Origin of the sequence: Anaerosolibacter carboniphilus (genome assembly GCF_014205875.1) — a bacterium.
GTDB classification, from domain to species: Bacteria; Bacillota; Clostridia; order Peptostreptococcales; family Thermotaleaceae; genus Anaerosolibacter; species Anaerosolibacter carboniphilus.
This window is the reverse complement of the sequence record NZ_JACHEN010000001.1, coordinates 418,056-433,874: the sequence shown is the minus strand read 5'-3', so window position 1 is coordinate 433,874 and position 15,819 is coordinate 418,056. Positions and strand designations below refer to the sequence as shown.

Below are 15,819 nucleotides of genomic sequence, written 5' to 3'. Positions count from 1 at the left end.
TGGATGTTTTTACCACTTTTTTATTGCCAGCTTATCTTAAACGTACAGAATACATAGATAGAATGTCCTCCTTTAATTCACTAGATTTCAAATTATTTTATCATAAATAACGTATTTCTGTCAATTTTCAACTAATATTAAGCCAATGTATTGTTTTCTATACCTCTACAAATATGGATAAATAGACCGAGTGTTCTTTCTTTATTTTTGAGTTAAAATCAATGACCCATCTTTGATTATCGCCACTGTATTCTCGTACTATGCTGATAACTTATCGTCACAGTTCTTACTGTCCATCCATTTGACAAAATCATGTCCCTCATTTATCATCGATTCTATACTAGCTTTGGTATGTGTCCATCAAATCGGGTAAAGGTCAGGTTAATATTACAGCTTGCAAATGACCACTCTAAGAAATTATCCGTTAGCCTCAGCAATACCTAACTTCATAGTCCTTTCTCAATTATTATAGGCATTGCAATTTTATTAGTGATTATACTCAGCATTTTCCACACTGCTTTACGAAATAATGGCAGCTGCTTGATATATACAGCGCTGTATTCAACTACAGGGACTCCACCTCTACATTTTTTAAACTCTCCTGCCCCAGAGCTCTGATGCAATATCAGATTCCTGCTTCGAGCTTCTTCCATCAGCTTCAATGATAATATCCTATATAAACCCGCTTCCTTGGAAACCTTCAAGTCATATCCGAAGAAAGGAGTAGTCATCACACCATTTCTATGAAAAAAACCAATAGTACCCTTTATTTCTTCGCTATCCTTCAATGCAAAAAGTTCCAATATCTTGGAGTTAAGGGCTAATTTTATGAATTCCCTGCTGAACTGTGGATTCAAATACGAATATTTATCCAAGTACAGCTGATTATATAGGCTTAGTAATCGATCTATATCATCCGAACTTATCCCACCTGCATCAACCCAAACATAATCGCTGTCCTCCAGCACTTTTCTATCTTTTTTTAAAATATGCCGTGCTTTGGAGTTAAGTTCTTTATGTGGATCAAAAATATATGCTCTCCTGCTGGCTATCATTTCAAAGCCCAAATCACCAAAGGAATCAAAAATACTACTGTTCGTAAATTGGTTCAAAGACCTGAACACAATCGTATATCCTGGAAAACGACGAGATAAAAATCCTGTAACTTCCTGCACTTGTTCCTTGGTCATTGTTGCATATAAATTCGTTGACACAAGCCAATTATTCACATGTATGGTCTTATTAACCTTTCCAGCTTTTAGAAGACTGCCCAGGATATTCAGTACAAACCTGAAACCGCTTTCAAGCTTTGGCTCTTTAAGCTCTTTTAACTCCTCTATTGAATATGAAACATAATGCGTATATGGCGAACATACATAGGAGTTATCATATTCTGACTCGTTGATTGTGATAGGTAGTAAAATATTATCAATGCTCAATATCATTAGCTTTGTCTTTATATTATTTATATACCTGTCTGTCCCTTCTTTTATAAGCGGTATCAGATAGTTCCTAGCATATTCACCATCATAGCCTCTTGGCCATTTGATCTGATCTATATTGCTTTCATCAAATAATTCAACTTTAAGGTCCAATGTCAAATTTCCTTTCTATCCTTCTCAGCTTATTTCCTTTTACAGGCTCGTACCTGTCAATAAATTTTATCTGCGGGACACAACAATTATAGTCATCAAATAGCTTTTTCAGATTCTTGGACAGCATGCTTTTTATGATATCTGTATCAACTCCGTCTTCAAGCTTCAGATAAACTTCAAGCTGTACTGTACTCACCTGGTTGACCTTGTACTCTGATATTTGTGGAGAGGTCATAATTACTTCTCTTCTGATGAAATCCGGAAAAATTCCAACCATCTTATCGGAGTCTTTCGCCTTTGCGTAAAATATATCATCCGTCCTGCCTTCGATAGCCTCAATAGCAGTAAAACATGAACCACATGAACACTTTTCCCTTTTCTCGATGAGAATATCATTCAGCCTGTATCGGAGGATCGGCTGTGTTGTCCTTGAAAAATCCGTTATGATTGGGATGAACCTTCCTGATGCTTTATCTATATATTCTTTCTGAACGCAGACTATATCCTCATTGAGATGCAGCGTACCATTCCTGCATGTAGTTGCCAAAAAACCTTCTGTAGCTTGATACACCTGATGAACAGTCTGATTAAATGTTTCTCTTATGAATTCATTGTCAATTTTCTCCAAAACCTCTGCGACAGATATCACTTTTTTGCAGCTTATTATAAGCGACTTGTCCTCGACCCGCTCAGCCAGTATTCTCAGCATAGAGGGAGGAGCAACTAGGATGGATGGCTGGTATTTGTTCAATTCATCCACTTGCTCATCAATAGGCTTCAATAAGTCAAAGAACTTGAAGCTTATCCTGCTTGAATCAACCGCTTCATATAGATTACTGTTTGCCCTCAGAAAAAATGCAATTCTCTCCTTAACAAATATTCCGTCCGGCAAAGCCTTTGCCAAAATCGCACCAGCCCAGGTAGCCCTCTCTGATGGGCTTGCCAGGAACAGCCCCCTGTTGCCGGAGGTCCCTGAAGAAAGACCCACTGTGACATCCCTTATTTGAGGAGAAAAATCCCTGCTTTTCTCTGCCTCAAAAGCAACTTTCATTGCCTCTTCCTTCTCAATGCCGTAGGTATTCAGATCAGAAAAATTATCCATCATACTCTGCTTATTGATCATAGGAAACTCCTGCCAATTACCGATATCCAAGCCGGCATACAGCTTACTGTAATACCTGGACTTTGGAACTATCCTCTCCATAAAGCTTCTTATTTTCCTGTTTTGCCACTGCTCCAGCTGCTTCCTCGATTTAAAACGATACAGGTGCTTATATTTATAATAACTCCATAACAGTAATCCCAAATTATCCATGAAATTCTCCCTCCAATTCTTCCATGCAATGAGAAGGAATTATTTTTATCTCAGGCCTTTGTTTATAAACTTCGTGTATGCGTCCAAGCGTTTTCATATATTCATCGCAATTATCCATAATGATATTTGCGATTCTGCTAGGCCGGATAAGCTCTTTATAGGCTTTGCTCTGCCATACTGCATCCGCAACAAAAAAAACACGTCTACCCTCCTTGTCCCTCACAAGGGCTCCAAGCTGACCTTTCGTATGCCCCGGCAGATCAACCAGAATAATACTTCCGTCACCAAATAAATCGTATCCGCAAGAGAAAGGGCTAAGCTGACCTGAAATATCTACTTTCATTTTTTCTTCTGGTACTAACGACCTTTCTTCAAAGTCTTCAGGCACTAACCCTCTCAGAAAGCCTTTCCGCAAAGCTGTGAACTTAGTTTTGCCCATTAAGCCCGCATAGGCTATAGGATTATAAATAAATCTGGCCTTTTTAAAATCCTTCAAGCCACCAATATGGTCTGCATGAAAATGTGAAAGAATAATGTAGTCTATGTTCCCGGGCCTTATGCCATGGGATTCCAGAACGCCTGCTGCACACTCACCCTTCTTTAGGTACACCGGGGTAAGCTTTGCGTATATTTTGAATGGGAGCCTGGAGGTCTCAGCATAAAAGCTCTCAGAGTATCCTGTATCGAAGAGAATATTGCCATAAAACTCATGCTCAAAAAAAGCAAATATTGCAGGGAACTTTATACTTTTCCATCTCCCGCCTTGGGCTACTATCCTTTCAGGGTGGGTGCAATAGCCTGCATGCATTATTATTATTCTATTTATCACTACTTATCTCACTCCACCACTTTGCAAATTCATCCACCCCTTCAACGATGCTAATCCTGGGTCTGTATCCCAAGTCCTTTTTAGCAGCATCTATATTCAAAGTCTGGCTTTTTGAAAGCACTCCTACCGTATATCTTGTGAGTACAGGCTCTTTGCCAAGCAAAACGGTCCTGTATATAAGCTCCATAGCCCCTGAGATTCTATAAGCCTGCTTAAACGAAAGTACTTTTGGATGAAACGGATAGCCTAGTTTGTCAAACACTAGCTTCAATATATCTGCAAAATACATCGGTTCTCCATTAGTGATATTATATTTCTTCCCTAGGGTATTGCTGTCTGAGTCCTTGCATAGCAACAGGGCGTCTACAACATTCTCTATATACGTAACGTCCACAAAGGCTCTCCCCCCATCTATCAGAGGCACTCCGAACTTGTCGTTGGCTCTTATCAGCCTTGGTATGATGCTTGTGTCTCCAGGTCCGAATAGTGCTCTCGGTCTGATTGTAATCACCGCCAGTCCTTCTTCATGTGCTTTATCTATTTCATATTCAGCCTGCAGTTTTGTTTTTGCATAATCATTTACCGGCTTTTCAGGCAATTTATCACTTTCGGAAATATTCCGCCTGTCTGTCATATCAAAATAAATACTAGGTGTGGAAACATGTATCAACCTTCTGACACTATGTTTTTTACAGCCCTCGATAACATTTTTTGTGCCACCGACATTGATATTATAGAAATCCTTATACCTTCCCCACGGCGATGATAATGCCCCGCAGTGGAAGACATAATCCTTGCCCTCGCATACACTTATCAGTTTCTGCTCATCCCTGAGGTCGCAGGAAACAAATCTTATATCATTTTTCTCAAGTTCGGCTCCAGCTGCTTCATTTCTTCCGATCACAGTTACTTCGTAGTCCAATTTACATAGCCTCAAGGCCAGCCTTTTCCCCAGAAAACCAGTTCCGCCTGTAATTAACACTTTCATAAATCACCATTCCATTCTATATCACATGTGGAAGCTTCCGTTATAGAAATGCCTTTTCTTATTGAAATATAAACCAAATTGATAAACGAATTAACCTGATTTAAAAAAGGCTTCATATCTCCGAAACTAAATACAACCTCTTTTGAGTCTCTGATTACCGCAAACCACTTCCTGATATCTGACAGTTTTCTGATATTAAACCCACCAAAAAGAAACATTGGCAAAAGAAGCATTGCTTTCTCATTTTCCCTTGCCAGGGCAGTCTCTGATTTTATATTCAAAAATGCATCTTGCAATGCATATCTTCGAGATACCAAATGTAAACCGCTTGTAGTCCTAGGGTTACACTCAATCGGATAAATCCCTCCATCCTGGGTCTTTATAAGATCAAAAGAAATCTGGCCTGTAAAATCAAGCTTCCTCACAATATCGGATACCCAATCAAAAATATCCCTGTCCATAACCGACTCAAAGTTTATGCTTGCACCTATCCCAGTCCTGAAGCTGGACTTATAAGCAGAATATGCCCGTATTTCTCCACCAATACAAATAGAATAGGTGCATATTTGCTCACCTTCAATATACCTTTGAATAACCCAAGGATTGCTTTCACTTATAATTATTTTAAAAGCAGTATCCTTTGTATTCTCAAATATCTTTACCTTTGAGCCGAAACGAGAATATACAGGTTTCAATACCAGCTTTGTTTTATACGCAAAGCTGCTGCCGAGCACATTAAGAAGACCTTCCTGGGAATCTACCATAAAAGTTGCGGGAGTGCTTAATCCGCATTCCTTTACTTTTTGAATGAAAGTATACTTATTGTGTAGCACTTTCAATTTCTCAAGCTCATCGACAAACAATTTGGCATTGGTAGCTTGCTCTATCTTCTCCTTATATTTGGAGATATAGAACGTTTCTTCACAAGTTGGGATCAATAAGCTGATTCCATAGTCATTTATCAATTGTATAATCTCAGATATAAAGCTTCTCTCATCCGTGTTGGGTTTTGAAACCAAAAAACTTTTTGTCACAGACTTTGAATGCCTGCACAAATTTGTCTTGAGACTCTCTGCAATATAGATGCTGTGTTCCGATGCATGAAGGTTCCTCGCCAAATCCAATGCGACAGGAGCTCGCCCCCCTGTAATTAAAATGTTTAATGTATTAGTACTCAAAGATCATCCCACCTATTGAAAGCCCTGCAGATGTTCCCAATAACATAACAGTATCCCCTCTTTGTATCCTGTTCTGTTTTATCGCTTCATGAAGTGCCAAAGGGATTGAGGCAGCAATGACATTCCCATGGTTCTCGATAATAGTCATAAATCTGCCCTCATCTATGCCCAGGCGTTTCCTGACCAGGTTCATAGCCACTTTGCTGGCTTGATGGGGAATCACCATTCTCATATCCTTCATTCGCAAGTTACAGGTTTCAAATAACCTGTGGATAAAACCTTCAATCAGCTTGCTTGTCATCTTGAAAATAGCTTGTCCATCCATATCAAAAAGGAATTCACCTTTCGTCTGCTCAGAATGCTCCCTGGGGTGATACTTGCTTCCCCCTCCACGAATTTCGGACAGATGTGCACCTTTGCTGTAGGTTTCCAATCTTGAAGTTATGATTCTGCTGCTCTCCTCCGGCTTGCTTTTTCCAATGATGAAAGCAGCAGCTCCATCACCGAACAATGCACTACTTTCATTTTGTTCCCAGTTAAGCCCTATGGAGGATATTTCACTGGAAACCAAAACAATATTTCTATACCTGCCTCCTTCAATCAGATATGCAGCCATATCTAGGCCCACAACAAAGCTTAGACAGGTAGAGTTCACATCGAAACAAGGTATACCCGAGTCCTCCAAGCCCAGCTCTTCCTGTATCAGAGCAGCATTGCACGGGATTGGCTGCTCCATCGACCCGCTGGCCCCGATGATGCAGTCAATATCATTACAATTCAGCCCTGCATCTTCCAGGGCATCCAGTATTGCCATTTTACCCATATAGGAAGCAGTTTCATTTTCCACAAAGCGACGATGTTTAACTCCTGACTTTTTCTCCGACCAACCCTCTGCAACACCTATTTTCCTGTCAATTTCAGCAGAGGTTACGATTCGAGCGGGAAGATATTTTCCGGAGCCTAATATTTTTATTTGCTGCATGGACTTCTCCCTCCTAGCTTTATGCCTTTAAATACTACGAATATGCATAGAATTTATTTGTGTGGTACTTCTACTTTTTACAAATATATTATAGGTTAAGGTTCCTATAAACACAATAAAAACCCTATGCAGATGAAGTGTGCGTAGGGCAAATGATTCGCAAGTCCCTATAATTTTTACTTCTCGAGAATTAGAACATTTCTCATACAAATTATATATGGATGCTTCTTCGAAAATATTGGTATATCTTTCTTCTGGATTGTTTTCGCATTTACTTGTAATACGGTTTACCATATCGCTCTAACTGCGGTTTTTCTGTTCATGCTAATAAGTGGATAACTTTAGCGCCTAGCACACAATATTACCTTTAAAAATAGAATAAGGACAGTGCACCTGTCCCTTGTCGCATTTATACATACAAATAACTAGATAACTCTGATGCATAGCACCATACTATATCTTTACGAAACATTTATTTAAAACTGCCCAATATTTCAATAAGCTCCTTAAGCCGCGTCTTATCAATATCACCAAAAACAGATTTGTTATATCGCACCGCAGTCCCAAAGTGATATTCCAAAGCTCCAGTTTCTTGGATTACTTGTTTAGCATTTTCAACGTTCAGTCCTCCTCCGAGCATGACATTTATGTTCTCTGAGCTTTTTATCATCTCTTTTATGATAGAGGAATTTCCTATTATACTTCCTTTTCCTCCAGAGGTCAGCACTGTTTTTATCTGAGGATATTTAGAAAGTAACTTTATCCCATATACAATATCAGACAGTTCATCAATTGCCTTATGGAAGGTTATGTCTAACCCGCTGCAAAGCTCTATCAATTCCTTAATACTTTCTTCACATATTTCCCTTCTTTCATTCAGAACCCCGAATACCACTCCGTTTGCACCTAACTCTTTTACTACAGTTATATCCTTTTTCATTACATCTATTTCTTCTTTTGTATATACGAAGGATTTAGCATGGGGTCTTATCATAACATTTACAGGAATTTTGACAGCCTGCACAACCTTCTCGATCATTCCATAGCTTGGAGTCAGGCCGCCCTCAGAAAAAGCGCTGATAAGTTCTATCCTGTCTGCCCCACAAGCTTCAATACATATTGCCTCATCAGGTGTTGTAGCAATAATTTCAATCATATGTTCACTCCCCATTCCTACAAACTTATAATGTTTATCGACAAACTGACTAGAAAAAACAAGTGCCTGGCACCATACTTTAACATCTTACATTTTTATGTTTAAAACCTGGTTTTACTTTATCAACTGCATTTTGAATGTATTCTGTTGCAACATTTGTTTGACAGAGGTTTTTGCCCATAAAAACATTTACCTTTCCTACTTCTTGAGCAACTTTCTTTGCTTCTTCATGGAGCGGCAAATATGAAATGCCAACCGACATTGTTAATTCTTTTTCGCTATCATGCCAGCTAAATACATGGCATCATAATTTCCTGTTGCATAAAGCTGCTCTGCCAAAGGCTGGTTGTATTTTATTTTCTTAAAAATCGGCTTCATAGCGCTTATGGTTACGCCAAAAACAGGCTCTTTCGCACCATTGCTAATGTAAATTTTTTTCGTACGCTCTGTACCAAGGGACTTTAGTTCGTTCATGATTTCGTTTAATTCCATTTGTAACATCTCCTTAAAATTTATCGTAAATTCGTTACTTGATCATACCAACGACATCGCTTCTTAATAACTATTATAATACTTTTGTAAATTTTCAACCATTAACAAACTAAAAAGAGTCAGTGAGAAATTGAGTCCCTAATGACTCTAAAATTTCCTATGCTAAATTTTAGACATCAAACTCAACCTCTTTAAGCACTTTTTAAATTTCTACAAAAGAAAAAGACGCTGATTTCTCAGCCCCTTAACTAACTTCTTTTTATGCTGATTCTATTCTTCAATAAACTGTACTAATTCTTTGTTGAATCTTTCTCTCTGGTCATAGAACAGAAAATGACCACATGCTTCAAATGGTACAAGCTTAGAATTTTTAATACTATACTTTTGTGAAATAGCTAAAGGGAATAGGCATACTTGGTCATTGATACCGTGGAGGATCAGCGTTGGAACTTTAATTGTTTTCAGGTCGTTAAATAACCGTTCTTCACCCAGCCATGTGTTTGCAATAGCTGCAGTAGACCAACTGGCCGCCTGCAGACCCAATTGGAAAATCCAATCCGACAGTGGTTGACTAACATAATTATGGAAGATCATACTTCCAAACTCTCTCAACGTATTGGGTCGATCTTTATATACACCTTGGATAATATTAATCACAGCTTGTTTTTGCAGACCATATGGGAAATATGGACGTTGGATCAGACTCGGTGCCGCTGCAGCAAAAAGAGCAAGTTTTGATACTCCGTAACCATTATGTCTGGCCATGTATCGTACACAAATGGCTCCCCCTGTTGAATGTCCCCCAAGGGTGAAATTCTGTAATTTAAGTGCGTCAACCACACACCGAATATCGTCGGATAATCGGTTATAATCATAGCCGCTCCAGGGTTTGTCTGATAAGCCGAACCCCCTACAGTCTATACCTATGCATCTGTATCCCATTTTGGGCAATTGGTTAAACTGATATTCAAACAAATTATGGTCTCCTGGCCATCCGTGAATTAACAGGATTGTCTTGTTCCCCGTCGGGTTAACATCTTCTACATAAATATTAACGCCAGGTTCTACACCAATATAGTATCCCATATAGATTCCTCCCAAAATAAAATATATGATAGTATATTATTCGATTGGAATTATATTGGTGATTTGTGCTTTACTCCAGTAAGATTAAGATTCTACACTCTAAAAAGAACTACTTAAGAATTATGATGTGCCAAAGTGGGCTTTCAATCTTGTTTATCATTCTGTATTGATGTTGAGCATAATTTTCTTTTGCTGACTAATAATTCTTCTTATACTTTTATCAGAAAGATAGTATTCCTGAGCTAAATCTAAAATCACAGCACCTTTTAAATATTTTTGATAAATTTCTTCATTTCTTCTTTTTAAAGCATCTCTTGAGCCGCTGTTTTCTCCCCATTTCTTTTGTTGTTCCTCTTTTCTAGGTATATATAAATATTCACCATTCACATATTCTTGAATCATTCTTACTATATCAACCGGTAAAACATTGTACGCATTACTATATTTCATATCTTTACTCCTCGAAAAATTTATTTTTTCTTGAAGCAAAGACCAAAAAAACTGTTGCAAAGCTATGTTTGCAACAGTTTCCATTCTTGTACAAAGGGACAAATGTATGAAATCATTTATTAAATCGTCTAATGCTGAATAATTGTACACTAACTAAAGTCCCTTCATGCAAATCTCAAAGAACTTAGCAGGAACATATAATTCAACATCAGCTATTTTAACAAAATAATCTCCAAGCAAAGCATAGCCGATTTAGTTCTTATGGCCTTCGCAAGGAGTATCTTTTAATCCTAATTCACTTTTGTAAATCATACTGTTCATACCCTTCATAAATACTAACTTCTAATTATATTAAGAAATAATACTTATATTATACAAACTTTTTATAAAGATATCAATTAAAATCATAAGGCCTGTGGAGAAAAGAAGCTATCTGTCAGAAAAGAGTATAACAAAAATAATAGATCAACAAAAACTTCTATGCTCATAATCATTACAGAATCATTCATTAGATTGAATGCTTATTTTTAGCTATGTTATGATTTTATTGCGGCTATCCAATGGAAGTTATCATTTCTAGTTTATACAAGCTTCAAAAGAAAATGATCTCAAATATGTATTACGTTTTAAATCAGGATGATTATTGTTACTTTCAGTTGGCGTAATAATAATCATTTTTTGTTAGCGGGCTGATGACAAAACAAAATTGTAAGTAATGTCATATTTACTTCCATAAATAATAAAAATAACACACGTTAGAAAAGAGGTGCTAGATTTTATGAGAGTTTTTATAAAAAAACATGAATATAATTATATAAGAGCGCGTTTGAATGATTTAAATAATGCTTTCAAGGGTTGTGTAGATATTAATATTATTGAAGCGACTAAAGCACATATGCACGAGAAAATATTAAATATTTTCACTGATTTATCCCAGGAAGAAAAAGAGTTACTTGATATTAGTAAAATAAACGACCCTTTACACATCGATAAATATTTAGCTGAGTTGAATGAATATGTATATGGAATGCCAAATGTTACAAATGCACAAATTAGTAGATTGTTTAAAAAGGAAAAGAAACTCAAATTGCCAAACTTAAATTCACAGGATTCAAAGAATGTATATTTAGGTTGGGTTGATGACTCCGTTAGAAAATTATTTGTAGCTTATAATATGGATGGCAAACTTGTAGGTATGGCATGTAGAATTTCAAGTTATGGTTCCAATAACACTCATAGGTGTGTACTTTGCAATCATGTAGGCAGCGAAAATGAGGTGGCCTTTGTTTCACCGATCTGCAAAACAACTAATACCGGCGAAGGAGCCTATCGGTCAATAGGCTTTGATATATGTTTAGATAGCGTGAAGTGTAATGAAAGAATTGCATCCATTGAAAAGCTTGAGAAAATTTTAAAGGATGTTAACAATATAAAGCTATAATCACATGCATATCCAGCCCATCTCCGCAAGTTAAAAATCAAGAATAAATTATAATAAAGATAACAGCCTAAAGGATCTTATATCATCTTTTAGGCTGTTATCTATTATACAATCTTCCATTATACTTGTTAGCATCATCAAACTATTCTATGAACTCCTTGAGACTCACAAAGGGATTCGTATAGCGTTCACGTTCTTGAGTTTTCTTACCGTACTGGATAGCTTGCTTGGGGCACCATTGAATACAAGCAAGACATTGCTCACATTTATGGTTCCAAACTGGCTTCCCTTCCTTGATCTCTATATTATTAGCGGGGCAAACTTTATTGCATACCCCACAGTGATCACATCTACTATCCACCCAAAAAGCCTTATCCATTTTGGGAAATTGGGGCATAGATACACTATAAAGAGCCTTACTTAAGAAAAAGTTGGCTAAGATTGACCCAGATTCTATACCATGCTCTTCTTGTTTTTTAATAGTGTTTGCTATATGGTCCATTCTATTAACCCAATTCTCAAACATTCTCTTTTGTCGTTCCTCAGATATCGCTCCTCCCCATACAATATAGTTTGTAGGCATTTGTACTTCAAAACCCGATGAAAGCTTTATATCTTGCAGGGCAAGCTTTTTCTGGGTCTGCAGTAAAGTTCCTGCGGCGGACCCTCCACAGGTAGCTATGGCAAAAAAGTATTTTGCATGCTCCTTCCTAAGCTTTTTAATGAACTCAGTAACCATCAAAGGCATCCCCCAGCAGTAAACAGGAAATACTATTCCTATGTTGTCCACCGATGTATCAAGCCCCGATTTTATTGCTTTGGGAATAGAGATTACGGTTGTTTCTCCTAGTTTTTCTGATAGGTCTTTTGCCACTTTTAAAGAATTGCCCGTTCCAGAGAAATAGTAAATGTTTGTTTTCATAAAAACGCATCTCCCGTTCTAATATTATTTTTGAATACTATATTTCATCCTATAATACGTTAATATTCTATCAATTGTTTCCATTGTACTTCAATTCTCCTATGATCTTCAACTATAATCCTACTATGCCTTGGGCCCAACATAATGGTGTACAAGACATTAGATATCTATATTATTTTTTCTGTCATCCTATTGATAGTAGGGAGGTTTGATACTTAAAAGGGATATACTAGATTTTACTGCTAAAAGTTACTATCTGGATTTTAATAATAGTGAAGTTTTACCTGATCCGCTAAATCCGGTGAGAACAGCCAGTTTATTCTTGGGTATATCTACATCAATGTTTTTCAGATTACGCTCACAGGCTCCCCTGATGCGTATGTATTTTTTTCTTCCATCGATATCAATCCTAGCTATCATTTAGAATGGAATCTCTTCTTTTGTTAAATTTATACAATAACCATAATGAATTTCACAATTTCCTCTTTTTTGACTTCACTCCTGGTTTCTTTTTGGCAGCCACCGAAAAAAACGATCGAGGTGATTCTTCACTCCGATCGGCATATTCATTTACTTGACTTTTTATAAAAAATACGATATAGTATATCAACAATCAAATAGTGAACTCAAAGAAACGACACATGTGGTGCTTTGCACGTAAATCTGATTACGGTACAAAGGGCTAAATGTGTCTTTTTTGTTGTCTAAAATAGGACAACAGTTATTTTAACAAAAGAAAGGGTGGGTATTTTTCATGCCAACAACAAATTTTCAGAGAGTGGTTTTTGCTTTTCTGTCCGTAATAATTACGGTACATTTATTCGTGTTTTATAATCTTGCTATTGAGATGGGAGGTATGTCAAATCAGGTATTTATAGCATCTCGCAAGGTAATTGCAATTGAGTTTGTATTTGCATTTTTACTACAAATATTTGCTGCAGGTCCGCTTTCATTAAAAATGGCTTTCAGTGTTGTAAATCCGAGAGAGGACAAACCATATGTGGTCACAACAGCAATCATATGTGCAACAGTCAGTTTAATGTGTCCAATGATGAGCTTTATGGCAACGATTCTTTATAACGGTATTACCGTAGAGTTCCTTGCACAGTGGGCGCAGAAGATAGTTTTTAATTTTCCATTCGCATTTTTTTCACAATTATTTTTTATACAGCCCCTTGTAAGGTTCCTTTTCGGTGTCATTTTTAAGAAGCAGTTAAGAAAAGTAAGGTTATCAAAAACGTGTTTATTATAATTTACGTAGATTCGAGGTGATAAATGATAAAATTTGAAAGAAATACTGTAGTTTTATATTATTTTGAGTATCGCTTACAATATTATATGATAGTTGTTTTAAAAAATCAGCTATTGACTACCAAAGAAGAAAATAGTATTATGAATAGAAACAGTTCTTATATCCGAACTGTTTGTTTGCCCAAACTGTTCTCTATCGTTAACATTCTATCAATAAATAAGAGTAAAATATGAGTTAATAACAAATAAATATATGCAGTGTGACAATTTAAAAGGAGTTGTTTAGATTGAATGAAAATTCAGTAGATTATACTGAGAAAATAATAGAACTTTATAAATTACTTTGGGAAGATTTTCATGAGATTGCATCTGTACAATTTAGAAAATATAAATTTACAGCGCCTCAATCTATGACGATACGTCAACTTTACAGTACTCCTTATATAACTTTAAAGGAATTAAGTGAAAGACTAAGTTTATCAAAAGGTACCGTCTCGGGGATTGTTGATCGACTTGAAAACCAAGGTATAGTAATCAGAGAAATACCTAAGGATAATCGCCGCACAGTTAGGCTATCACTTTCTCCTGAATTTATTGAGGATGTTGATTTTATTTATATAAAAAAAGGCTATCTTTCTAATATATTTAAAGACACCAATCTTAAAGATATAGAAAAAATAATTTATGGTTTAGAAAAATTCCATTCGATATTAGCTTCAAATATTAAGTCTTATCATTCTAATGAAAATGAAAAACAAGAATAAATGAGTACCACATACTCCTGTAAGTCCGTTTAAGCGTCAACTATAATTGACTAAAGGCACCGTTGTAGAATATGGCAAACCAGTAGTTAAACAACCAGCGTAAGCATTGCCAAATTTTTCAGTTATTAGTTACCAGTGTATAATTTCGGCAATGCAAAACGTTAGCCACAGGCAGGACAGTATTCTATTCAAATAAAACATAAAGGAGATAGAGATATGACAGAATTCTGGGAATCAAGTTTTATTGAAAAACAAATGATGTGGGGATTTGAACCTTCAGACTCTGCAATCTTGACAAAGGACTTTTTCCTTGAGAAGAAAGTTAAGGACATATTGATCCCAGGTATTGGATACGGCAGAAATGCAAAGATTTTTTATGACAACGGAATTAATGTAACAGGTATTGAAATATCAAAAACAGCGATTGATTTGGCAAGACAAAACGGACTTGATTTTAAAATCTATCATGGTTCAGTAACTGACATGCCTTTTGATAACAAACTATATGACGGTATATTTTGCTATGCACTGATTCATTTATTGAATAATCATGAAAGAAAAAAATTAATTAAAGATTGCTATAGTCAGCTAAAACCAAACGGATATATGATTTTTACAGCTATTTCAAAAGAAGCTCCCATGTTTGGAAAAGGCAGACAATTGAGTAAAGATCGATTCGAGATAATGAAAGGCGTAAAAATGTTCTTTTATGATTCTGATTCAGTAAAACGAGAATTTGGAAAATACGGGTTGATAGAATTTTCAGAAATAGATGAGCCGAGTAAGAATATGGAAAATAAACCTCCATTGAAATTTACAGTTATAAAATGTAAGAAAGAACGATAAAGATAGTTGAATAAAAAAATCAAGAATTAATGAATTACCAATGGCTGTATCCGTATGTATAATCAAGATGCAAACTATGTGCATAGTGTTGCACCCATTGGTACGGAAGTAACCATCGTAAGTTCTCAAGCCACTGATCTCTACTATGTGGTTCAGCCAGGAGATACCTTGTACGGCATTGCGCAAAAGTTAGGTGTTAGTTATGATGCCCTCTTAATAGAAAACAGCATCACAGATCCCAATATGATCTATGTAAGCCAAAAGCTTCACATTCTTAGATAAAACTATAAAAGCAGCAGGGTACATTCAAAACAAAATATATCCTGCTGCTTTTATTAAATAAACATTACCAATCATAACGCGGAACCATCTCTTGACACACTAAATTCATTTCTGTAATCAGTTCCTGCGGTAATCAGAAACAATACGCAGCGCTTCTTTAAATCGCTTTGTTTGCATATTTTTTAGAACTTGATCCATGTGGACCCAAGCATACTGTAGCTTGACTTCATCGTCAGCCAAAC

At 36.4% G+C, this 15,819-nt stretch carries 18 protein-coding genes; 5 read left to right on the top strand and 13 right to left on the bottom strand.

Annotation, left to right across the window (positions count from 1 at the left end; all coding sequences use genetic code 11):
- Positions 1-446: 446 nt before the first annotated feature.
- The 11 genes from HNQ80_RS01930 to HNQ80_RS01885 form a co-directional block, all read right to left on the bottom strand.
- Positions 447-1,595 carry a GNAT family N-acetyltransferase gene (locus HNQ80_RS01930; RefSeq protein ID WP_184307583.1) on the bottom strand — a complete coding sequence of 383 codons (1,149 nt, stop codon included), beginning with the start codon at positions 1,593-1,595 and terminating at the stop codon, positions 447-449.
- A complete protein-coding gene (locus HNQ80_RS01925) occupies positions 1,585-2,910 on the bottom strand; it encodes a F390 synthetase-related protein (RefSeq protein WP_184307581.1) in 1,326 nt (441 codons plus the stop codon). Before HNQ80_RS01925 ends, HNQ80_RS01930 begins: the two co-directional genes overlap by 11 nt.
- Positions 2,903-3,739, bottom strand: coding sequence for an MBL fold metallo-hydrolase (locus tag HNQ80_RS01920; RefSeq protein ID WP_184307579.1), 837 nt, complete (start codon positions 3,737-3,739; stop codon positions 2,903-2,905). The genes HNQ80_RS01925 and HNQ80_RS01920 overlap by 8 nt, the downstream gene beginning before the upstream one ends.
- Positions 3,729-4,727 (bottom strand): NAD-dependent epimerase/dehydratase family protein, encoded by a 999-nt coding sequence (locus HNQ80_RS01915; protein WP_184307577.1) that lies wholly within the window; start codon positions 4,725-4,727, stop codon positions 3,729-3,731. Before HNQ80_RS01915 ends, HNQ80_RS01920 begins: the two co-directional genes overlap by 11 nt.
- On the bottom strand, positions 4,724-5,905 hold the full coding sequence (locus HNQ80_RS01910) for an ATP-grasp domain-containing protein (RefSeq protein WP_184307575.1): 1,182 nt from the start codon (positions 5,903-5,905) through the stop codon (positions 4,724-4,726). The genes HNQ80_RS01915 and HNQ80_RS01910 overlap by 4 nt, the downstream gene beginning before the upstream one ends.
- Entirely contained in the window at positions 5,895-6,887 is a 993-nt protein-coding gene (locus tag HNQ80_RS01905) for a beta-ketoacyl-ACP synthase III (RefSeq protein WP_184307573.1), read from the bottom strand. The genes HNQ80_RS01910 and HNQ80_RS01905 overlap by 11 nt, the downstream gene beginning before the upstream one ends.
- Positions 6,888-7,359: 472 nt before the next feature.
- On the bottom strand, positions 7,360-8,043 hold the full coding sequence (locus HNQ80_RS01900) for a copper homeostasis protein CutC (RefSeq protein ID WP_184307571.1): 684 nt from the start codon (positions 8,041-8,043) through the stop codon (positions 7,360-7,362).
- A gap of 79 nt (positions 8,044-8,122) precedes the next feature.
- A complete protein-coding gene (locus HNQ80_RS25790; RefSeq protein WP_243182891.1) occupies positions 8,123-8,305 on the bottom strand; it encodes a hypothetical protein in 183 nt (60 codons plus the stop codon).
- 2 nt (positions 8,306-8,307) lie between these two features.
- Complete coding sequence (locus tag HNQ80_RS25785) at positions 8,308-8,535, bottom strand: DNA alkylation repair protein (protein ID WP_243182890.1); 228 nt, start codon at positions 8,533-8,535, stop codon at positions 8,308-8,310.
- Positions 8,536-8,805: 270 nt separating this feature from the next.
- Entirely contained in the window at positions 8,806-9,621 is an 816-nt protein-coding gene (locus HNQ80_RS01890) for an alpha/beta fold hydrolase (RefSeq protein WP_184307569.1), read from the bottom strand.
- 156 nt (positions 9,622-9,777) lie between these two features.
- Positions 9,778-10,155, bottom strand: coding sequence for a CD3324 family protein (locus tag HNQ80_RS01885; RefSeq protein ID WP_330602719.1), 378 nt, complete (start codon positions 10,153-10,155; stop codon positions 9,778-9,780).
- Between the two features lie 694 nt (positions 10,156-10,849).
- Here HNQ80_RS01885 and HNQ80_RS01880 point away from each other — a divergent pair.
- Entirely contained in the window at positions 10,850-11,512 is a 663-nt protein-coding gene (locus tag HNQ80_RS01880; RefSeq protein ID WP_184307565.1) for a FusB/FusC family EF-G-binding protein, read from the top strand.
- A 142-nt stretch (positions 11,513-11,654) separates the two neighbouring features.
- On the opposite strand, the gene HNQ80_RS01875 is transcribed toward HNQ80_RS01880, so the two are convergent.
- Positions 11,655-12,434: an EFR1 family ferrodoxin gene (locus HNQ80_RS01875; protein ID WP_184307564.1), complete on the bottom strand. Its 780-nt coding sequence runs from the start codon at positions 12,432-12,434 to the stop codon at positions 11,655-11,657.
- Positions 12,435-12,686: 252 nt separating this feature from the next.
- Positions 12,687-12,854 carry a hypothetical protein gene (locus HNQ80_RS01870; RefSeq protein WP_184307562.1) on the bottom strand — a complete coding sequence of 56 codons (168 nt, stop codon included), beginning with the start codon at positions 12,852-12,854 and terminating at the stop codon, positions 12,687-12,689.
- A 334-nt stretch (positions 12,855-13,188) separates the two neighbouring features.
- Between HNQ80_RS01870 and HNQ80_RS01865 the strand changes: the two genes are divergently transcribed.
- From HNQ80_RS01865 to HNQ80_RS01850, 4 genes are all read left to right on the top strand, one after another.
- Complete coding sequence (locus HNQ80_RS01865) at positions 13,189-13,686, top strand: DUF2798 domain-containing protein (RefSeq protein WP_184307560.1); 498 nt, start codon at positions 13,189-13,191, stop codon at positions 13,684-13,686.
- Positions 13,687-13,972: 286 nt separating this feature from the next.
- Positions 13,973-14,449, top strand: a complete 477-nt coding sequence (locus tag HNQ80_RS01860; RefSeq protein ID WP_243182887.1) for a MarR family winged helix-turn-helix transcriptional regulator — start codon at positions 13,973-13,975, stop codon at positions 14,447-14,449.
- 216 nt (positions 14,450-14,665) lie between these two features.
- On the top strand, positions 14,666-15,295 hold the full coding sequence (locus HNQ80_RS01855) for a class I SAM-dependent methyltransferase (protein WP_184307556.1): 630 nt from the start codon (positions 14,666-14,668) through the stop codon (positions 15,293-15,295).
- A gap of 54 nt (positions 15,296-15,349) precedes the next feature.
- On the top strand, positions 15,350-15,577 hold the full coding sequence (locus tag HNQ80_RS01850) for a LysM peptidoglycan-binding domain-containing protein (protein WP_184307554.1): 228 nt from the start codon (positions 15,350-15,352) through the stop codon (positions 15,575-15,577).
- The last annotated feature ends 242 nt before the right edge of the window (positions 15,578-15,819 follow it).